The 21,195-nt window shown below is 64.7% G+C and carries 16 protein-coding genes; 9 read left to right on the top strand and 7 right to left on the bottom strand.

All coding sequences use genetic code 11. From position 1 onward, the window contains the following. Positions 1 to 141 precede the first annotated feature (141 nt). The 9 genes from P7F60_RS14800 to trxA all read left to right on the top strand — a co-directional run bounded on the left by P7F60_RS14800 (position 142) and on the right by trxA (position 14,576). Entirely contained in the window at positions 142 to 543 is a 402-nt protein-coding gene (locus P7F60_RS14800) for a PTS sugar transporter subunit IIA (protein ID WP_277918498.1), read from the top strand. 20 nt (positions 544 to 563) lie between these two features. After that, entirely contained in the window at positions 564 to 836 is a 273-nt protein-coding gene (locus tag P7F60_RS14795; RefSeq protein WP_277918497.1) for an HPr family phosphocarrier protein, read from the top strand. Positions 837 to 993: 157 nt separating this feature from the next. Then, positions 994 to 2,394 carry an adenosylhomocysteinase gene (ahcY, locus tag P7F60_RS14790; RefSeq protein ID WP_277918496.1) on the top strand — a complete coding sequence of 467 codons (1,401 nt, stop codon included), beginning with the start codon at positions 994 to 996 and terminating at the stop codon, positions 2,392 to 2,394. A gap of 302 nt (positions 2,395 to 2,696) precedes the next feature. Beyond that, positions 2,697 to 5,195, top strand: a complete 2,499-nt coding sequence (locus P7F60_RS14785; protein WP_277918495.1) for a PAS domain-containing sensor histidine kinase — start codon at positions 2,697 to 2,699, stop codon at positions 5,193 to 5,195. Next, positions 5,192 to 6,703 (top strand): tRNA (adenosine(37)-N6)-threonylcarbamoyltransferase complex ATPase subunit type 1 TsaE, encoded by a 1,512-nt coding sequence (tsaE, locus tag P7F60_RS14780; RefSeq protein ID WP_277918494.1) that lies wholly within the window; start codon positions 5,192 to 5,194, stop codon positions 6,701 to 6,703. The genes P7F60_RS14785 and tsaE overlap by 4 nt, the downstream gene beginning before the upstream one ends. Positions 6,704 to 6,712: 9 nt before the next feature. Further along, positions 6,713 to 7,444 (top strand): nucleotidyltransferase family protein, encoded by a 732-nt coding sequence (locus P7F60_RS14775; protein WP_277918493.1) that lies wholly within the window; start codon positions 6,713 to 6,715, stop codon positions 7,442 to 7,444. Beyond that, positions 7,444 to 10,638 carry a double-strand break repair protein AddB gene (addB, locus tag P7F60_RS14770; protein ID WP_277918492.1) on the top strand — a complete coding sequence of 1,065 codons (3,195 nt, stop codon included), beginning with the start codon at positions 7,444 to 7,446 and terminating at the stop codon, positions 10,636 to 10,638. The genes P7F60_RS14775 and addB overlap by 1 nt, the downstream gene beginning before the upstream one ends. Then, a complete protein-coding gene (addA, locus tag P7F60_RS14765; protein ID WP_277918491.1) occupies positions 10,631 to 14,176 on the top strand; it encodes a double-strand break repair helicase AddA in 3,546 nt (1,181 codons plus the stop codon). Before addB ends, addA begins: the two co-directional genes overlap by 8 nt. A gap of 79 nt (positions 14,177 to 14,255) precedes the next feature. After that, positions 14,256 to 14,576 (top strand): thioredoxin, encoded by a 321-nt coding sequence (gene trxA / locus P7F60_RS14760; RefSeq protein WP_277918490.1) that lies wholly within the window; start codon positions 14,256 to 14,258, stop codon positions 14,574 to 14,576. A 59-nt stretch (positions 14,577 to 14,635) separates the two neighbouring features. Here the strand turns inward: trxA and P7F60_RS14755 are convergent, their stop codons facing one another. The 7 genes from P7F60_RS14755 to P7F60_RS14725 all read right to left on the bottom strand — a co-directional run bounded on the left by P7F60_RS14755 (position 14,636) and on the right by P7F60_RS14725 (position 21,176). Further along, the gene (locus P7F60_RS14755; protein WP_277918533.1) at positions 14,636 to 15,964 is read right to left on the bottom strand and encodes a folylpolyglutamate synthase/dihydrofolate synthase family protein; all 1,329 of its coding nucleotides are present in this window, start codon (positions 15,962 to 15,964) and stop codon (positions 14,636 to 14,638) included. Between the two features lie 118 nt (positions 15,965 to 16,082). Further along, positions 16,083 to 17,012 carry an acetyl-CoA carboxylase, carboxyltransferase subunit beta gene (accD, locus tag P7F60_RS14750; protein ID WP_277918489.1) on the bottom strand — a complete coding sequence of 310 codons (930 nt, stop codon included), beginning with the start codon at positions 17,010 to 17,012 and terminating at the stop codon, positions 16,083 to 16,085. Positions 17,013 to 17,066: 54 nt separating this feature from the next. Further along, entirely contained in the window at positions 17,067 to 17,906 is an 840-nt protein-coding gene (gene trpA / locus P7F60_RS14745) for a tryptophan synthase subunit alpha (RefSeq protein WP_277918488.1), read from the bottom strand. Positions 17,907 to 17,910: 4 nt separating this feature from the next. Next, a complete protein-coding gene (gene trpB / locus P7F60_RS14740; RefSeq protein WP_277918487.1) occupies positions 17,911 to 19,131 on the bottom strand; it encodes a tryptophan synthase subunit beta in 1,221 nt (406 codons plus the stop codon). Next, the gene (locus P7F60_RS14735; RefSeq protein ID WP_277918486.1) at positions 19,128 to 19,802 is read right to left on the bottom strand and encodes a phosphoribosylanthranilate isomerase; all 675 of its coding nucleotides are present in this window, start codon (positions 19,800 to 19,802) and stop codon (positions 19,128 to 19,130) included. Before P7F60_RS14735 ends, trpB begins: the two co-directional genes overlap by 4 nt. 67 nt (positions 19,803 to 19,869) lie before the next feature. Next, complete coding sequence (locus tag P7F60_RS14730) at positions 19,870 to 20,631, bottom strand: M48 family metallopeptidase (RefSeq protein WP_277918485.1); 762 nt, start codon at positions 20,629 to 20,631, stop codon at positions 19,870 to 19,872. A 101-nt stretch (positions 20,632 to 20,732) separates the two neighbouring features. Then, positions 20,733 to 21,176, bottom strand: coding sequence for a DUF2852 domain-containing protein (locus tag P7F60_RS14725; RefSeq protein ID WP_277918484.1), 444 nt, complete (start codon positions 21,174 to 21,176; stop codon positions 20,733 to 20,735). Positions 21,177 to 21,195: the final 19 nt, after the last annotated feature.

Genomic DNA, 21,195 nt, shown 5'->3' with positions numbered 1-21,195 from the left:
GGCCCCGACGAAGGTCTCGACTCATGCTTTTGGGCTTGCACTTCGGCTTTTCGCTGCCAAGATGTGCGCCCGGCGGTGGACGAGATTGTTGCATTGCGATATCTCAGCCACCTGTTTGCGGATGCAGGGAGCAGAATAATCATGATCGGACTTGTGCTTGTCACTCATGGCAAGCTGGCAGAGGAGTTTCGTCATGCCGTGGAGCATGTGGTCGGTCCACAAAAGTTGATCGAGACGATCTGCATCGGCCCGGAAGACGACATGGACCAGCGTCGGCAGGATATCCTCGACGCGGTCGGACGGGCCGATGAAGGTTTCGGCGTCGTCATTCTGACCGACATGTTCGGCGGCACCCCGTCCAATCTGGCGATTTCGGCGATGAGCAGCGGCCATATCGAGGTCATCGCCGGCGTCAACCTGCCGATGCTGATCAAGCTTGCCGGCGTGCGCGGCGAGAATAATATGGAAAAGGCGCTGGTGGAGGCTTCCGAAGCCGGACGCAAGTACATCAACGTGGCAAGCCGCGTTCTCAGCGGCAAATAACGGACGAACGACGGAGCTCCATGACGCATACGCGGGAACTTTTGATCATCAACAAACGCGGCCTGCACGCCCGCGCCTCCGCCAAATTCGTTCAGACGGTCGACGGCTACGACGCCACCATCACGGTTTCAAAGGACGGCATGACCGTTGGCGGCACCTCGATCATGGGGCTGATGATGCTCGCCGCCAGTCCCGGCACCACCATTCTCGTCAATGCCTGCGGCAACCAGGCCGCCGAAGCATTGGAAGCCATCGACGCGCTGATCCGCGACCGGTTCGGTGAAGAGATATAAACCTTAGCCATATAAACATATAAAGACCTCTTTATATCAATATTGCCTTGATCCCCAAAGCCTGATAGACGGGACGCATCGTCCGTTTCGACGGAAGGAATTGCCGCGTCCGCTCATCGATGAAGCGCGACGGCGGCCAGCCCAGTGGGAGCGCTTCATGAGCACTGACAAGGATTACATCGTCGCGGATATCGGCCTTGCCGATTTCGGTCGCAAGGAACTCGATATCGCCGAAACCGAAATGCCGGGCCTGATGGCCTGCCGCAGCGAATTCGGCGCCTCCAAGCCGTTGAAGGGCGCGCGCATCTCCGGCTCGCTGCACATGACCATCCAGACCGCCGTGCTGATCGAGACGCTGACCGCGCTCGGCGCCGAGGTTCGCTGGGCCTCGTGCAACATCTTCTCGACCCAGGACCATGCCGCCGCCGCCATCGCCGCGACCGGCGTTCCGGTCTTCGCCGTCAAGGGCGAAACGCTTGAGCAGTATTGGGAATATACCGACAAGATCTTCCAGTGGGCGGACGGCGGCGTCTCCAACATGATCCTCGACGATGGCGGCGACGCCACCATGTACATCCTGCTCGGCGCCCGCGCCGAAGCCGGTGAGGACGTGCTGTCGAGCCCCGGCTCCGAGGAAGAAGAAATCCTCGTCGCCCAGATCAAGAAGCGCCTCAAGGCATCGCCGGGCTGGTTCACGAAGCAGCGCGACGCCATCAAGGGCGTGACCGAGGAAACCACCACGGGCGTGCATCGCCTCTACCAGCTTGCCGAAAAGGGCCTGCTGCCCTTCCCGGCAATCAACGTCAACGATTCGGTCACCAAGTCGAAGTTCGACAACAAGTACGGCTGCAAGGAATCGCTGGTCGATGGCATCCGCCGCGGCACCGACGTGATGATGGCCGGCAAGGTCGCCGTCGTCTGCGGTTACGGCGATGTCGGCAAGGGTTCGGCTGCCTCGCTTCGCGGCGCCGGCGCTCGCGTCAAGGTCACGGAAATCGATCCGATCTGCGCCCTGCAGGCCGCCATGGACGGTTTTGAGGTCGTGCAGCTCGAAGACGTCGTCTCGTCCGCCGATATCTTCATCACCACCACCGGCAACAAGGACGTCATCCGCATCGAGCATATGCGCGAGATGAAGGACATGGCGATCGTCGGCAATATCGGCCACTTCGACAATGAAATCCAGGTCGCCGCGCTGCGCAACCTGAAATGGACCAACGTCAAGCCGCAGGTCGACCTCATCGAGTTCCCCAAGGGCAACCGCATGATCCTTCTCTCGGAAGGCCGCCTGCTGAACCTCGGCAACGCCACCGGCCACCCGTCCTTCGTGATGTCGGCGTCGTTCACCAACCAGGTGCTCGGCCAGATCGAGCTGTTCACCAAGGGGGCAGAATACAAGAACCAGGTCTACATCCTGCCCAAGCATCTCGACGAGAAGGTCGCCCGCCTGCACCTCGAAAAGCTTGGCGCAAGGCTCACCGAACTGAGCGACACCCAGGCCGCCTATATCGGCGTCGAAAAGCAGGGTCCTTTCAAGGCCGAACACTACAGATATTGATCGCTAACGATCCATGAACAACATCTGGTGGCCGCCTTCCCGAAACGGGAAGGCGGCCTCTTTTTTGGACGAATCCCTTCCCGCCCATGGCGCGAAACAGTATTGTTTTGGGACTTGATTCGCGGGAATCGGTCTTTTCGACCGGTGTCGCGGCAATCGGATGTCTTGTCGGATGATGCGGCACGAAGGACGGAGACAGACCGGAAATGGCGGATGTGAAAAGCTGCCTGTCCATGCGGGCAGGCTTGGGTGACGACACTTGCGAGGGTGTGGGCGCTCAGGACGGAAAGTCTCCGTCCCGTATGCGCGTGGCCGCCCGCAGCGGTGGCTGGATGCGTTGGCGCAAGCGTCTGCGGACCGGCTTCCTGTCCGCGACGGCGCTGTCGGGATTCTCCGGCGTCGCCTTTGCCGCCGTCGAGGTCGAGGAGGCGGTCACGGCCCGGCTGTTCACCTCCGCCGAAATGGTCACCTCGTCGCTGGTCATCGGCGTGATTTCCGCCGCGCTGCTCTCCGCTATCTGGCTGATCCGCCAGAAGGGCAATATCGAGAACGAAAGCCGCGAGACGCGGGCAGCGCTTTCCGACGCCAACCAGACGATTTCCCGCTACCATTCGCTGATCGCCGACAAGAACCGCCGCATCGTCGTCTGGGATGGCGCCGGCGCTTCCCCGGAATTCCTCGGCCAGCTTCCGGTCGAAACCGGCGCGCCACAGCAGGATCGCGATTTCCTCGCCTTCGGCCGCTGGCTGAAGAGCCATTCGGCCGGCGAGCTGGAAAAGGCGATCGAGCGCCTGCGCGGCCAGGCCGAAAGCTTCGACATGGTGGTCGAGACCCAGCGCGAGGAAGTGCTGGAGGCGCAAGGCCGGGTTTCCGGAGGCCGCGCCTTTGTCCGTTTCATCGCACTCAACAACCTGCGCGCGGAACTGGCCGAACTGAAGATCGAGCGCGACCGGCTGCTCGCCTCGATGAACGCCTTCCAGACCCTGCTCGACGCCATAGACCTTCCCGTCTGGCAGCGCGATCAGGACGGCAATCTGATCTGGGTCAACGAGGCCTATGGCGAGGCCGTCGAGGCACCCTCGCCACAGGATGCGATCCGTGAGGGCCGCGAATTCCTCAGCGCCGTGGCGCGCGAGCGCATCCGCGCCTCCGCCACCCCCGAATCGCCCTTCCATGACAAGATTTCCACCGTGGTGCGCGGCAACCGCACCTTCTTCGATGTCGTCGACGTCAAGAGCCGCGACGGCTCCGCCGGCATGGCGGTCGACGTTTCCGAAGTCGAAGCCGTGCGCGAGGAATTGAAGCGTACCCTCAAGGCCCATGCCGAGACGCTCGACCATCTGGCGACACCCGTCGCCATTTTCGACGGCGACCGCCGTCTGCAATTCTACAACCAGGCTTTCGTACAGCTCTGGGGGCTTGATTTCGCCTTCCTCGAATCGAAGCCGGACAACAGCGAATTGCTCGACCGGCTGCGCGCCGCCCACAAGCTGCCGGAGCAGCTGAGCTGGAAAACCTGGAAGGAAAACGCCCTTTCGGTCTATCGCGCGCTCGACACGCAATCGGACCTCTGGCACCTGCCGAACGGCCAGACGCTGCGCGTCTTCGCCACCGCCCATCCGCAGGGCGGCGCCACCTGGGTGTTCGAAAACCTCACCGAACAGGTCGATCTCGAAACCCGCTACAATACCCTGGTGAAGGTTCAGGGCGAAACCATCGACCACCTCTCCGAAGGCGTTGCCGTGTTCGGCCCCGATGGCCGGATCAAGCTCTGCAATCCCGCCTTCCGGGCGCTGTGGGGCGTCACCGAGGCCGATTCGAAGCCCGGCACCCATATCCGCGCGGTCGAGGCCGCCTGCACGCCCTCCTACGACCAGCCGGATGGCTGGCGCCGCTTCGGCCAGATGATCACCAGTTTCGATGATGAGCGGCCTTCGCTGCAGGGCACGCTGGAGCTGTATACCGGTCTGGTGCTCGACTATGCCGTCATTCCGTTGCCGAACGCCCAGACCATGCTGACCTTCGTCAACATGACCGACAGCGTCCGCGCCGAGCGGGCACTCACCGAAAAGAACGAAGCGCTGCGCAAGGCCGACGCGCTGAAGAACGATTTCGTGCAGCACGTCTCCTACGAGCTGCGCTCGCCGCTGACCAACATCATCGGCTTCACCGACCTTTTGAAGACGCCGGGGGTCGGCGATCTCAATGCCCGGCAGGCGGAATATGTCGACCATATCTCCACCTCGTCCTCAGTGCTGCTGACCATCGTCAACGACATTCTCGACCTTGCCACCGTCGATGCCGGCATCATGCAGCTCAACTATGCGCAGATCTCGCTGGACGACATGCTGGACGACGTCTCGATCCAGATCGCCGACCGGCTGCAGGAAAGCGGCGTGACGCTGGAAATCACCGCGCCCGCCAATCTCGGCACGCTGGTCGCCGACCAGCAACGGCTGAAGCAGATCCTGCTCAAGCTGCTCACCAATGCCGCCAATTTCGCCCCTGAGGGCTCGTCGGTTGCGCTGACCTGCTGGCGCGAGGGCACGGATTTCGTATTCACCGTCGCCGACAAGGGCCCGGGCATTCCCAAGGAAATTCTGCAAGCGGTCTTCGACCGCTTTTCGACTGGAAATCGCGGCGGCAAGCGCAGCGGCGCCGGCCTCGGCCTGTCCATCGTCGAAAGCTTCGTTAGCCTGCACAAGGGCAAGGTCGGCATCGACAGCCAGCCCGGCGAAGGCACGCTTGTCACCTGCCGCATTCCCTCCGGCGAGCTGTCGCAGGTCGCGGCCGCCGAATGACCGAAGCGCTGTGTATCCGCCTTGCCGACGAAGCCGCGACCATCCGGCTCGGCGAAGACCTGGCGCTGGCCTTGAAGCCCGGCGATTGCCTGGCCTTGACGGGCGATCTCGGGGCCGGGAAATCGACGCTGGCGCGCGCCTTCCTGCGCGCCATGGCCGACGATGCCGATCTGGAAGTGCCGAGCCCGACCTTTACGCTCGTCCAGTCCTACGAGTTGCGCATCCCCGTCTCGCATTTCGATTTCTACCGCATGGGCGACGCCTCGGAGATCGACGAACTCGGCTTCGAGGAGGCGCTTGGCCTCGGCATCTGCCTGGTGGAATGGCCGGAAATGGCCGGCGACGAGTTGCCGCTTAGCCGGATTCGTCTGACGCTGACCCAGGACGGCGACGGCCGTCTGGCGGTGATCGAGGCATCCGAGCCGCAGCATTCCCGCATCGAAAGGGTGCTGGCGATGCGAGCCTTTCTTGCCGCCAACGGCCATGCCGAGACGCCGCGCCGCTATCTCACCGGCGACGCCTCGATGCGCGCCTATGAATACCTGCCGGTGGAAAACGGCGAACGCCTGATCCTGATGGACTGGCCGCCGCTGCCGGAAAGTCCGCCGGTGCTGGATGGAAAACCCTATCCGAAAGTGGCGCATATCGCCGAAAACGCCTACCCCTTCGTCGCCATCGACCATTATCTCCGCGAAAACGGCTTTGCCGCGCCGGAGATCCTGGCGGTGGACTATGCGCGCGGCTTCCTGCTGATGGACGATCTCGGCCAGGACGGCGTGCTGGACGCGGACGGCGAACCGATTGCCGAGCGTTATCTCGAAAGCGCCCGCTGCCTCGCCGCCCTGCACGCCGCGCCGCGCCCGCGCGAAATCGCGGTGACGGCGGATCACACCCACCGCATTCCCGATTTCGACCGCACCGCGATGAAGATGGAAGCGCGGCTGCTGATCGACTGGCATCTGCCGTGGAAACGCGACGGCGAGCCGGCAAGCGACAGTGAGCGCCGCGCCTATGAGGCGATCTGGGACGGCTTGATCGACCGGCTGGAGACGGCGGAAACCCATCTGTTGCTGCGCGATTTCCATTCGCCCAATCTCATCTGGCGGGGACGGAAAAGCGGCTTACAGCGCATCGGCCTCATCGATTTCCAGGATGCGATGATCGGCCCGACGGCCTATGACCTCGCCTCGCTGGTGCAGGATGCGCGCGTCACCATCGATCCCGCCCTTGGCGCACGGCTGATGCAGGCTTATCTTGACGAGAGGCGGGCGCAAGCGCCGGGCTTCGATGCGGAAAGCTTTGCGGCGACCTATGCGATCATGGCGGCGCAGCGCAATTGCAAGCTCGCCGGCCTCTGGGTGCGGCTGATGCAGCGCGACAAGAAACCCGGCTACATGAAGCATATGCCGCGCACGCTGACCTATCTGCGCACGGCGCTGGCCCATCCGGCGCTCACCCCCTTGCGCGACTGGTGCGCGGAGGCTGGAATAGGCAACCTCGAATCATAGGCTTTTTCGATGACCATCACCCAAGCCATGGTGCTGGCCGCCGGCCTCGGCACCCGGATGCGCCCGATCACCGAAACCATGCCGAAGCCGCTGGTGAAAATCGCCGGCAAGCCGATGATCGACTATGCGCTGGATGCGCTGGCGGAAGCCGGCGTCACCCGCGCCGTCGTCAACGTCCATCACCATGCCGAGCAGATGGAGGCGCATCTTGCCGGCTACCAAAAGCTCGACATCACCATCTCCGACGAGCGCGAAAAACTGATGAATTCCGGCGGCGGCCTCGCCAAGGGCTTGAAGCTGCTTGAACCCGGCCCGCTGCTCGTCATGAATGCCGACCTGTTCTGGATCGGCGAGAAAGCCGGCGAAGAAACCAACCTACAGAAGCTCGCCGCCTTCTTCGATCCTGATAGCATGGACATGGCGCTGCTTTGCGTGCCGCTGGAAAGCACCACCGGCCATAACGGCAAAAAAGATTTCAGCCTTGCCGAAGACGGCCGCCTGACGCGCTATCGCGACGGCGATCCCAACCCCGTCGTCTATGCTGGGGCCATCGCCATGACCTCGGCGCTGTTTGACGACGCGCCGGACGACGCCTTCAACCTCAACATCTATTTCGACCGCGCCGTCGCCGCCGGCCGCCTCTTCGGCTTGGTTATGTCCGGCCATTGGCTGACGGTCGGCACGCCGGAGGCCATCGGCGAGGCGGAGGCGGCGATTGCCCGTTTCCACGAGCCGGCCTGATGGCGGGCGCCGCCAATCCCGTCTGGACCATCGCCCCCGGCCTGCCCTTCCTGCGCGTGCTGGCCGAGGCGCTGTGCGACGGCCGACTGGCGCCGGGCTACCGCTATGACGAGACCGACCCGCTGTCGCTGGCCTCGGTGACCATCTTCGTGCCGACGCGGCGCGCCGCGCGCGTGCTGCGCTCGGAATTCGTCGACCTGCTCGGCGGCCGTTCCGCCATCCTGCCGGTCATCCGCCCGCTTGGCGAGACCGACGACGACAGCGGTTATTTCGAAATCGATTCGCCCGTCATCATGGATCTGGCGCAGCCGCTGCCGGGGACCGCGCGGCTGCTGGAGCTTGCCCGCCTGGTGCTCGCCTGGCGCAACCGCCTGCCGCAGATCGTCCGCGACATCCATTCGGATTCGCCGCTGGTCGCGCCCGCCAGCCCCGCCGACGCCATCTGGCTCGCCCGCGATCTCGCCGATCTCATCGATTCGCTCGAAAACGAGGATCGCGACTGGGAGGACGTGCAGAAGCTGGAGGCGCAGGATCATGCGCTCTGGTGGCAGCTCACCACGGAATTCCTGAAGATCGCCAGCGCCTTCTGGCCCGCCCGGCTGGAGGAACTCGGCCGTTCCTCGAATGTACGCCACCGCAATGCGCTGCTACGTTCCGAGGCCCAGCGCCTCGCCAGTCTGCAAGCCAGCGGCCCGGTGATCGTCGCCGGCTCGACCGGCTCGATCCCCGCCGCCTGCGAGTTGATCGGCGCGGTCGCGAAACTGCCGCAGGGCGTCGTCGTTCTTCCCGGTCTCGATCTCACCATGGATGCAACCGATTGGGCCGAGATCGATCCCGCGCTGCCGCCCGGCGGCCGGGCCGATCCGGCGCATTGCACCCATCCGCAATTCGGCCTGTTCCAGCTTCTGAAACGCTTGGGCCTGACGCGCGAGGATGTCTTGCCGCTGGACGAACCATCGGCCGACCTCTCCTTGCGTGCCAAAATCCTGTCGCACGCCATGGCCCCGTCGCGCAGCACCGACCGCTGGAGCGGCTGGCGCAATGCGCTGGACCCTGAAGCCGTCGCGCAAGCCTTCGCCGACGTCGCCCTGATCGAGGCCGCCAATGAGCGCGAGGAGGCGACGGCCATCGCCATCGCGCTCAGGCTGGCGCTGGAGGAGCCGGGCCGGCATGGCGAATCGCAGGCAGCATTGATCACTCCGGACCGGGCGCTCGCCCGCCGCGTCGCCGCCGAGCTTGCCCGCTTCGGCATCACCGCCGACGATTCCGCCGGCACGCCGCTCTCGGCGACGCCGCAGGGCACGCTGTTGCAGCTCACCCTCGAAGCGACTTTGCGGCCCGGCGATCCCGTCGCCATCGTCTCGCTGCTCAAGCATCCCCTCGCCCGCTTCGGGCTGACGCCGGAGGCGCTTTCCCGCGCCGTCGATGCGCTGGAACTGCTGGCGCTGCGCGGCGGCGTCAGCGAGGTCGATATCGGCGAGATGGAGCCGCTGCTCGACCTGCGGCTTCAGGAACTGGCCGAGGACCGCCACGCCCCGCGCTGGCGCACCGCCCTGCCCGAGACCGCCGCTGGCGAAGCCCGCGATCTCGCCAAACGCATCGCCGCCGCTACCGAGCCGCTGGCCTCGGCGCTGGTCAAGCGCCGCCGCGACGGGCGCGGGCTGACCACTGCCTTCACGCTCAGCGAATGGGCCTTGCGCACCGGGCGCGTTCTCGAGGCCGTCGCCGCCGATGCGCGTGGCGATCTCGCCGCACTCTGGTCCGGCGAAGCCGGCGATGCGCTGGCCGAGCTTTTGAAGGGCATCGTCGAGACCGACGGCCAGATCGAGGCGGACGGGCCGCAATGGATCGACATCATGGCCGCCTTCACCACCGGACAGGCGGTGAAACCCAAGGCGATGAGCCACCCGCGCGTCTTCATCTTCGGCACGCTGGAAGCGCGCCTGCAAAGCGTCGATACGCTGATCCTCGGCGGGTTGAACGAGGGGTCGTGGCCGGATCAGGCCTCCAACAACCCGTTCATTTCGCGCACCATGAAAACCGAAATCGGCCTGCCGCCGCCGGAGCAGCGCATCGGCCAGCTCGCCCACGACTTCGAGATGGCCAACGGCACGCGAAAACTGATCTACAGCCGGGCGCTGCGCCAGGGCTCGACGCCAACCGTTGCCTCGCGCTGGCTGCAACGGCTGCTGGCGCTGACCGGCCAGGAGTTTGCCGAGACGCTGACGCAACGCGGCGAGCGCTATGGCCAATGGGCCGGGCTGATCGACCGCGGCGAGCGCCAGACACTGGCGAAACGCCCCGATCCGAAGCCGCCGAAAGAGTTGCAGCCGGTCAAATATTCCTTCAGCGAGGTCGGGCGGCTGCGGCGCGACCCCTATTCCGTTTATGCGAGGCGCGTGCTGAAGCTCGATCCCGTCGATGCCTTCAACAGCGATCCCGGCGCCTCCGAGCGCGGCACGCTCTACCATGCCATCGTCGACCGCTTCGTGCGCGAGGGTCATGACGCCGGCACGCCGGAGGGCATCCGGGCCATGGAAACCATCCTCAACGACCTTTTCGACGCCGAAAAGCTGCTGGCGCATATCGATACCGTCTGGCGGCCGCGCTTTCGCGAGGTTGCCCGCGCCTTCCTGCGCTGGGAAGCGGCGCGGAGGCCGGAGATCCGCAAGACCTTCACCGAGGTTCCGGCCCGGCTGGCGGTGGCGCCCGTCGGCATCGACATCACCGGCATCGCTGACCGCATCGACGTCACCGGTCCCGACAGCGCCGATATCCTCGACTACAAGACCGGCTCCAACCCCTCGCCAAAACAGGCACGCACCCTGCTCGACCCGCAACTGGCGCTGGAAGCCGCCGCCTTGCGCGCCGGCGCCTTCCGCAACACCGGCGCACTGACGCCGGATAAGCTTACCTATATCCGCCTGCGCCCCGGCGACCGTTTCCATGTCGAGACGGTCAACAACGAATTCTCGGCCCGCGACAAGAACAATGCAAAGTCGGCTATCGATCTTGCCGAGGAGGCAATGGACCAGTTCGTCAAATTCGTGAGCCTGTTGCAGAGCGGCGAGCGCGGCTTCGTCTCGCGCCTGGTGCCGATGCGCGAGCAGGATTACGGCGGCGAATACGATCATCTGGCCCGCGTCGCCGAATGGGCGACGGCCGAAGCACAGGAGGAGGACGGCGATGAGTGATGCCGCGCTTCTGCCCGAGGGCGACGATCCCGGCGTCTGGATCGGCTGGACCACCCGCCAGCAGGCGCTGGCCTCCGATCCCGCCCGTTCCGCCTGGGTCTCGGCCAATGCCGGCTCCGGCAAGACGCATGTGCTGACCCAGCGCGTCATCCGCCTGCTGCTCTCGGGCGCCCGGCCCTCGGCGATCCTCTGCCTCACCTATACCAAGGCGGCGGCGTCGGAAATGTCGAACCGCGTCTTCCAGCGGCTTGCCGACTGGGCGACGCTGCCGGACGAGGAGCTGGCAAAGCGCATCGAGGTCATCGAAGGCGTCGCCCCCGATCTCTTCAAGCTGGCGGAGGCGCGGCGGCTGTTCGCGCGCGCGCTGGAAACGCCGGGCGGGCTGAAGATCCAGACCATCCACGCCTTCTGCGAGGCGCTGCTGCACCAGTTTCCGCTAGAGGCCAATGTCGCCGGGCATTTTTCGGTGCTCGACGACCGCGCGGCCGCAACCCTGCTGGCCGATGCCCGCCGCTCGCTACTGACCGCCACCTCGGCGGAGAACGACACGGATCTCGCCGAAGCCTTCGCACATGTGCTCGACCTCGCCGACGATACCGGCCTCGAAACCCTGCTCGGCGATATCGTCGCCAATCGCAACGCCGTGCGCCACTTTTTGCAAGGCGTCGAGCAGAGCGGCGGTTCGCTGGAGGCGGTGTTGCGCGATCGCTTCGGGCTGGAAGACGATGAGGACGAGGCCTCGGCGCTGGCCGGCTGCTGGCCGCTGCCGGGATTGTCCGGGCTGACGCTCGATCTCTATCTGACGCTCGCCACCGAAAAGGGCGGTGTCAAGGTACAGGAAGTCGCCTATGGCCTGCGGCTGGTGGCGCAAGAGCGCGATCCGGCCAGACGGCTGGAGCTGCTGGAGGGCGTTTTCCTGACCAAGGCGGGCGAGCCGAAGGCCGATTCATCGCTGGTCGCCAAGGCGATGAAGGATGCGGCGCCGGAGCTGGTCGAGGCCGTCGATGCGGCGCGCCGCCATGTGGTAAACTGCCGCGACCGCCTGCGCCTCATCCGCATGTTCGCCGCCACGCGCGCGGCGCTGACGTTGGCGCAGCGGCTGAACCAGGATTACGACGATCTGAAGAAGGTGCGCAGCCAACTCGATTTCGAAGATCTGATCGACCGCGCCGCAACGCTCTTGACCCGCAGCGGCGTCGGCCCGTGGGTGCATTACAAGCTCGACCAGGGCATCGACCATATCCTTGTCGACGAGGCACAGGATACCAGCCCGGTGCAATGGACGGTGATCCAGTCGTTGGCCGAGGACTTTTTCTCCGGCGCCAGTGCGCGGGGCGGCCGGCGCACGCTGTTTGCGGTCGGCGATGAAAAGCAGTCGATCTACTCCTTTCAAGGCGCCCGCCCCGAGCGCTTCTCACAGGAAAGCGAGGCGACGGCTAAGCGGGTGCGGGCCGGCGGCCAGACATTTTCGCCGGTGCGCCTGCCGCTTTCCTTCCGCTCGACGGCGGATGTGCTGGCCGCCGTCGACCAGGTGTTCACGCTGGAGGACAATGCGCGGGGCCTGAGCGCCCGGGCCGAGCCGGTGGTGCATCGCTCCAGCCGCATCGGCCATCCCGGCGCCGTCGATCTCTGGGAGACCATCGTGCCGGAACCGGCCGCCCCCGAAGAGGACTGGACCGCCCCCTTCGACGCCACGCCCGAAAGCGCCCCAGCCGCGATTCTCGCGCGGCGCATCGCCTCGACCATCGAGACGATGATCAAGACCGGCACCGTCATCGAGAAGGATGTCGAACGGCGGATCGAAGCCGGCGATATTCTGGTGCTGGTGCGCAAGCGCGACAATTTCGTCAATGCGCTGACGCGGGCGCTGAAGCGGCGCGACAATATCCCCGTCGCCGGTGCCGACCGGCTGAAACTCACCAGCCATATCGCCGTTCAGGATCTTTTGGCGCTCGGGCGCTTTTTACTGTTGCCGGCTGACGACCTGTCGCTGTCGGCGGTGCTGAAAAGCCCGTTGTTCAATCTGTCCGAAGAGACGATTTTCGAGATTGCCGCGCGGCGCGAGGAGAACGAAGGCGTCTGGGCGCATCTGCAACGGCTGGCGGAGGGTGATGCCGCGATTGCCGCCGCCGTCGAGCGGCTGAAAACCTTCCTGACGCTGTCGCGGACGCTGTCGGTGCATGATCTCTATGCGCGGATTCTCGGCAGTCTTGGCGGGCGGCGACAGTTTTTGGCCCGGCTCGGCAGCGAGGCGAGCGACATCCTCGACGAATTCCTGACCTTCGCGCTCGACCACGAAAAATCCGGCCTGCCCGGCCTGCAATCCTTCGTCTCGACGCTGGAGCTGGAGGCGCCCGAGGTCAAGCGCGAGCAGGACAAGGGCCGAAACGAGGTGCGCATCATGACCGTGCATGCCGCCAAGGGGCTGGAGGCGCCGGTCGTCTTCCTCGTCGATGGCGGCGGCAAGCCGTTCAACCACAGCCACCTGCCGAAATTCCGCATGATCGGTGGGGAGGATGGCCCGGTGCCCGTCTGGGTGCCGATCAAGGCGCTGTCCAATCCGCTGACCGAGGCCGATACCGCCCATATCCGGGCGCAGGCGGAGGAAGAATATCGCCGCCTGCTCTATGTCGGCCTGACGCGCGCCGCCGACCGGCTGATCGTCTGCGGCTATCGCGGCAGCCGCGATCCCGGCACCACTTGGCACCGGATGGTCGAGACGGCGCTGACCGCCGACACCGAACATTGCAAGCCAAAGGTCTTTTCCGGGCCGGACGGCGAATGGCAGGGTTATGCATGGCGCGTGCCGACCGTCGGCAAGCCGATTGCAAAGCATGACGGTATCGACATCCAACGCGCAGAAGAAAGCCTGCCCGAGGCGCTCGGCCGGCCGCTGCCGCCGCAGCGCTACCTGCCGCGCCCGCTCAGCCCTTCCGGTGCCGCCCTCGTTCTCGATGACGAGGCCGACGACCTGATCGTACCTTCGGCGCTGTTTTCCGAAAAGAAGGCCAGCGACCGCTCGCTGGAGCGCGGGCGGCTGACGCACCGTATGTTGCAGAGCCTGCCCGGCATGCCGCCGGAAGAACGGCAGGCGGCGGCACAGCGTTATCTGGAGCGGGCGGCGCGCTACTGGCCCGCGGCCGAGCGCGACAGCCTGGCGCGGGCAGTGCTTTCCGTGCTCGATCATCCCGGGTTAGAGGCAGTGTTTTCGCCGGCCAGCCGCGCCGAAGTCTCGGTAATGGGCACGCTGAGGCTGAACGGGCAGGATTATGCCGTCTCCGGCCGCATCGACCGGCTGGCGGTCGCGGAGGATCGTGTCATTCTCGTCGATTTCAAGACCAACCGGGTGCCGCCGGCCAATGCCGAGGCGGTATCGCTGTCGCACAAGGCGCAGCTCGCCATCTATCGTGAGATCCTGAAGCCGCTTTATCCCGGAAAACAATTCGACTGCGTGCTGGTCTATACCGAGACGGCAGCGGCGATCCGGCTGCCGGCGGAACTGCTGGACGACAGCCTTGCCGCCATCAAGACAAAGTGACATCTAGGGCATTGAAATCCGCGGCTTCCGCGATCACATAGTACCCGACCCTATTCTTCCGCAAAGGAGCAGCCCTCACATGGCTACCGTAAAAGTCGACAGCGCCAATTTCCAATCCGAAGTCCTCGACTCCGCCGAACCGGTTGTCGTGGATTTCTGGGCCGAATGGTGCGGCCCGTGCAAGATGATCGCCCCCAGCCTTGAGGAAATCTCGTCCGAGCTTGCCGGCAAGGTCAAGATCGCCAAGCTGAACATCGACGAGAACCCGGATCTGGCCGCCAAGTTCGGCGTGCGCTCGATCCCGACGCTCGCCATCTTCAAGGGCGGCGAAGTCGCCGACATCAAGGTCGGCGCCGCACCGAAGACCGCGCTGACGAGCTGGATTTCCGGCGCCGCCTGATACCGCCGACATTACCGCATGAAAAAGCCCGGTCTCTGCCGGGCTTTTTTGTATCGGTTTCAGGTCGGCGGCGTGCCGTTGTCGGCGAGCACATCGCCCGCAAGATAGAGCGAGCCGCCGATGAGGATACGCGGCGCCGCCTTGTCCGGCTTGCTGAGCCGACGAATGCCAGCGAGCGCTTCGGCCACGCTCGACACCGGCTCGGCGACGAGGCCGGCGTCATAGGCGGAACTGGCCAGCGCCACCGGATCGATGCCGACATCGCTATTACGGATCGGCACGGTGAAGACATATTCGGCCAATCCGACAAAGGCGCGCAGGTAGCCGATGGGGTCCTTGGTGTTGATCATGCCGACGATCAGGAACAGCGGCCGCGACTGCTTTTCCTCGAAGCCGGCCAGTGCCTCGGCAATGACCTCGCCGGCGCCGGGATTGTGCCCGCCGTCGAGCCAGACTTCGGCGCCTTCGGGCGCTTCCGCGACCAGAGCGCCGTCGGTCAGCCGCTGCAGCCGCGCCGGCCATTCGACCGAGCGCATCGCCGCCTCGATCTCGGTATCGGTGAGCGAGAAGCCAGCCGAGCGCACGGCGCGGATGGCGGCGGCGGCATTGGCATATTGATGCCGGCCGGGCAGGCGCGGCAGCGGCAAGTCGGACAGCCTGCTCTCGTCCTGATAGACGAGGCGGCCATATTGTTCGAAGGCCAAAAAGTCCTGCCCGAAAACCTGCAGCGGGCAGCCGAGGCGTTCGGCGGTCTCGATCAGCACCGCACGCGCCGCTTCGAATTCCTGCTGGCCGATGACCACGGGCACGCCGCGCTTCATGATGCCGGCCTTTTCGGCGGCGATCAGCTCGACACTGTCGCCGAGATAGGCCTGGTGGTCGAGCGAGATCGGCATGATGACCGACACCGCCGGGGACTTCATGACATTGGTGGCGTCGAAACGGCCACCGAGCCCGACCTCGATGATCGCGACATCGGCCGGCTGTTCGGAAAACAGCAGGAAGGTGACGGCGGTGAGGATCTCGAAGACGGTGATCTGCTGGCCGCCATTGGCAGCGGCGACGCGGCGCACGGCATCGGCGAAGACGGCGTCCTCGACAAGTTGGCCGGGTTCGCCCTTGCGGCCGATCCGGTATCGCTCATGCCAGTTGACCAGATGCGGCGAAGTGTGGACATGCACGGAAAGGCCCGCCGCCTCCAGGAGCGCCCGGCAGAAGGCAGTGACCGAGCCCTTGCCGTTGGTGCCGGCGACATGGATCACCGGCGGCAGCCTGTCCTGCGGATTGCCAAGCGTTTCGAGCAGCCGCGTGACGCGCTCCAGCGACAGGTCGAAACCCTTGGGGTGCAGCGCCAGCAGCGCCTCGATTTCGCGGGCGGCCTCGCTCATCGATGCGGGGTGGTTCGTGGGCAGCATCCCGCGTCTCCTTAAGGCAATTCCAGCGAAAGTGTGGAGCGGTTTCGTGTCGGGAATTGCGTCAAACAAAAAGTCCGATCGCTTCAGGCCGTCAGACGGCGGCCTGGGCTTCCGATTTTGCGCCGTTCAGCGCCTTGGGTACAGCGCCGTTTGCGACAGGCATGGTTTCGGCGGGAACGCGCATCAGGATTTTCAGGAGCCGCGCCAGCGTATCGGCGAGATCATGGCGCTTGACCACCATATCGACCATACCATGTTCGAGCAGATATTCCGAGGTCTGGAAACCTTCGGGCAGCTTTTCGCGCAGGGTCTGCTCGATGACGCGCTTGCCGGCAAAGCCGATCTCCGCACCCGGCTCGGCCAGGTGAATATCGCCCAGCATCGCATAGGATGCGGTGACGCCGCCGGTGGTCGGGTTGGTCAGCACAACGACATAGGGAAGGCCGGCTTCCTTGAGCAGGTCGACGGCGACCGTGGTGCGCGGCAGCTGCATCAGCGACAGGATGCCTTCCTGCATGCGCGCGCCGCCGGAGGCAGGGAACATCACCAGCGGGCATTTCTCGGCGATCGCCCGCTCGAAGGCCTTCACGATCGCCTCGCCGGCGGCCATGCCGAGCGAGCCGCCGATAAAGTTGAACTCATGCACGACGGCGACGAGCTTCAGCCCCTGCACCTTGCCGAGACCGGCGAGGATCGTATCCTCCTGCTCGGTCTTGAGCCGGCTATCCTTGAGGCGGTCGATATAGCGCTTGGAATCGCGGAATTTAAGCGGATCCTGCGCCACCTTCGGCTGCGGCAAGGCTTCGTAGACGCCGTCGTCGAACAGGTCTTCCAGACGCGCCTTGCCGGGCATCTTCATGTGATAGCCGGAGGCAGGAATAACCCATTTGTTGTCTTCCAGATCCTTGTGGAAGACCATCTCGCCGGTCTCCGGGCATTTGATCCAGAGGTTTTCCGGCACTTCGCGGCGGCCGAGCATGGAGTTGATCCGCGGCCGCACATAATTGGTGATCCAGTTCACGATTTACACTCCTGATTGGTCAGGCCGAATCGGCTGTCTTGGTTCTTGGCAGGATTATTCGGCAGCAACGAGGCGAGCGGCGTGTACGCCGCTGGCAAGCCCGCGCACGAGGGTGACGACGGCATTGACCGTATCGGCCGATGCCTTGCCGTCCGCCGTCAGGCTGCCGGCGATCTGGGCGACGATGGCCGTGCCGACGACGACGCCATCGGCGGACGCGCCGATCAGGCGGGCATGCTCGGCCGTCTTGACGCCGAAGCCGACGCAAACGGGCAGCGGCGTATGCGCCTTGATGCGCTCGACCGCGCCGCCAATCAGCGACGGATCGGGCAAGGCCGAGCCGGTGATGCCGTTCATCGAGACGTAATAGACGAAACCGGAGGTGTTCTTCAGCACCGTCGGCAGGCGCTTGTCGTCGGTGGTCGGCGTCGACAGGCGGATGAAGTTGATGCCCTTGGCGAGCGCCGGGATGCACAGCTCGTCATCCATTTCCGGCGGCAGGTCGACGACGATCAGGCCGTCGATGCCGGCAGCCAGCGCGTCGTCAAGGAAACGTTCGACGCCGTAGATGTAGATCGGGTTGTAGTAGCCCATCAAAACGATCGGGGTCGTCTGGTTCCCTTCACGGAACTGGCGCGCCAGATCGAGCGTGCGGGCCAGCGTCTGGCCCCCCTTCAGCGCGCGCTGCGCGGCGAGCTGGATCGCCGGGCCGTCGGCCATCGGATCGGAGAAGGGCATGCCGAGCTCGATCACATCGGCGCCGGCAGCCGGCAAGGCTTTCAGGATCTGCAGCGAGGTCTCGTAATCGGGATCGCCGCCCATGAAATAGGTGACCAGCGCCGGGCGGTTCTCGGCCTTCAGCTCGGCGAAACGCTTGTCCATACGTGCGGTCATGATCTTAAAGCTCCATACCGAGGATCTTGCCGACGGTAAAAATATCCTTGTCGCCGCGGCCGGAGAGGTTCATCACGATGATCTGGTCCTTGCGCATTTTCGGCGCACGCTTGATCACTTCGGCAATCGCGTGGGAGGGCTCCAGCGCCGGGATGATGCCTTCGAGCTTCGTCAGCAGCTGGAAAGCTTCCAGCGCTTCCTCGTCCATGATCGGCACGTATTCGACGCGGCCGATATCGTGCAGCCAGGAATGCTCCGGGCCGATGCCGGGATAATCGAGACCGGCGGAAATCGAATGTCCTTCCTTGATCTGGCCGTCACCGTCCTGCAGCAGATAGGTGCGGTTGCCATGCAGCACGCCGGGCGAACCGGCGGTGATCGAGGCGCAATGCTCCTCGCCCTGCAGGCCCTTGCCACCGGCTTCGACGCCGACGATCTGCACGCCCTCGTCATCAAGGAAGGGATGGAAGATGCCGATGGCGTTCGAACCGCCACCGACAGCCGCAACCACCAGATCCGGCAAACGTCCCTCGGCTTCGAGAATCTGTTCGCGGGCTTCCTGGCCGATGACGGCCTGGAAATCGCGTACCAGTTCCGGATAGGGATGCGGGCCGGCGGCGGTACCGATCAGATAATAGGTGTCGTCGACATTCGTGACCCAGTCGCGCAGCGCCTCGTTCATCGCGTCCTTCAGCGTGCCGCTGCCGGAGGTGACCGGGCGCACCTCGGCGCCAAGCAGCTTCATGCGGAAAACGTTCGGCGCCTGGCGCTGCACGTCGGTCGCGCCCATGTAGACGACGCAAGGGAAACCGAAGCGCGCCGCGACGGTCGCGGAGGCGACGCCATGCTGACCCGCACCCGTCTCGGCGATGATGCGCGTCTTGCCCATGCGCTTGGCCAGCAGGATCTGGCCGATGCAATTGTTGATCTTGTGGGAGCCGGTGTGGTTCAACTCCTCGCGCTTGAAGTAGATTTTTGCGCCGCCGAGATGCTCCGTCAGGCGCTCGGCGAAATAGAGCGGGCTGGGGCGGCCGATGTAATGGGCCCCGAGCTGCTTCAGTTCCGCCTGGAATTCGGGATCGGTCTTGGCCTTGTTCCACTCGTCCTGCAGGTCGAGAATCAGCGGCATCAGGGTTTCGGCGACGAAGCGGCCGCCGAAAATGCCGAAACGGCCGTCTTCATCCGGCCCGGCGCGAAACGAATTGGGTTTGGGCGTCTCGTTCACTTCTTGCTCCCTGCAACCGCGCTAGCGCCAGTCGCCTCTCTAACAGCATCGAAAAAGGCGTCGATCATCGCCAGATCCTTGACACCCGGCGCGCTTTCGACCCCCGAGGACACATCGAGGCCGGGGGCGCGCGTCACCCGCAGCGCCTCGTCGACATTGTCCTTGTTCAATCCCCCGGAAAGCATGTAATCCACGCTTGCGTCAAGCGATTGCATCAGCCGCCAGTCGAAGGACACACCATTGCCGCCCGGAAGCTCGGAACCGACAGGCGGCTTGGCGTCGAACAGGAAACGCTCGACAATCCCGATATAGGGATCGATGCGTTCGAGATCAGCAGCTTCGCGCACGGAAAATGCCTTCATCACCGGCAGGCCGTACATGGCGCGGACTTCCAGCACCCGTTCGGGGCTTTCCTTGCCATGCAGTTGCAGGATATCGGGGCGTAGCAGGGCGACGATCTCGTCGAGATCATCGGGATCGGCATCGACGGTGACGGCGACGATTTTTGCCCGACCGCGCACGGCATCGGCAAGCTGGCCGGCCAGATCGGGCTCGATGTTGCGCGGGCTTTTGGCGAAGAAGATGAAACCGATATGGCTGGCGCCGCGCGCCACCGCGCGTTCCACCGCTTCCGGCGTCTTCAGTCCGCAAATCTTGATATCGGGCTTCATGGCCTGCCCAAGTGACAGAAAAACAGTGCGGAGTCGAGATAAATCGCCACCCGCGGTGGGGCGCGCGTCAGTCGAAATCGATGGCATGCAGCATCGAGCCATGGCGTTTCAGCCAGCCCTTGGCCTCGTCCATCTGCGGGCAGAGTTTCCGGCACAGCGCCCAGAAGTCCGGCCCGTGATTCATCTCTTTCAGATGCGCCACCTCATGGGCGGCGAGATAATCGATGACCAGCGGCGGCGCCATGACGATGCGCCAGGAGAAGCTCAGATTGCCCTCATAGGAACAGGAGCCCCAGCGGCTGCGGGTATCCTTCATCGCGATCGAGGCATAGGGCTTGCGGATCGCGCCGGCATGGCGCCTGACCAGCGCTTCCAGATCGCCGCGCGCCTCCTTCTTGAGGAAATCGGCGAGGCGGCGGCCAAGATGTTCCTCCATGCCGGAAACGCGGATGACAGGTTCACCCTCCAGCACCAGCGCCTCGGTCAAGCCGCGCAGCTTTCCGGTGTGGACGATGCGATGCCTGATGCCGCGCAGGGGAATGGTAGCACCGGGCTTCAGGCCGGCATTTTGCGGAAAGCGGGCGAGCTTGGTCATCAGCCAGCCCTGGTGACGGTCGAGGAAGGCATCGACCTCGCGCTGCGCGAGCCCGGAAGGAATGGTCATCTTCAGCGCCCGTCCACCCGGCTCGATGCGCAGGGTGATACGGGTGGCGCGGCGGTTCTGGCGGATGGTCAGCGGCATGGCGCGTCCGGCGACATCGAGCATCCGCTCGAGCGGCGGCGGCAGTGGCTTTGGGCTTTTCCGGGTCTTTTTCAGAAGCGCGAACATGAGCCGTGTTTTAGCCGATGCGCGGCCGAATGGGAATCGACGGCAAACGAAAACCGGCATCCTCGCGGATGCCGGTGTCAGGATTCATGAGGCTGGCCGGTTCATGCCATTTCATAAGGAGCGCCCGGGCCCTTGTCGTCACCGGTCGCCGGCGGCTTGCTGCGGCGCTCGCGCATGAAGCGGTCGAATTCTTCCTGGTCCTTGGCGCGGCGCAATTCGCGCATGTAGCTGTCGAAATCGGCGCGCATTTCGTCGAGCTTGCGGCGCTCCTCTTCCAGACGGTCGAGTTCGGCCTTGCGCCAGTCGTCAAAGGCGACGTTACCGGTGTCGCGTTCCCAGCCGCGACGATGGCGGCCGCGGCGGCAGCCGGCAAAGAAGCCGTCGGTCGCCTGGTTGACGTCGCGCTTGAAACCCCTGAAGCGTTCGCCGAACAGGATATAGGCGAGCATGGCAAGGCCGAGCGGCCAGAACACCACGAAGCCCAGAACCATGAGGGCAACCGTCGCCGGGGTCCAGTCGGGACGGAGCAATGCTGACTGATTCATCGTTCGTAACCCTTTCTGC

Source organism: Rhizobium sp. YJ-22 (genome assembly GCF_029601685.1).
Taxonomy (GTDB): Bacteria; Pseudomonadota; Alphaproteobacteria; order Rhizobiales; family Rhizobiaceae; genus Metarhizobium.
This window is presented reverse-complemented; position numbering and strand designations above follow the sequence as displayed.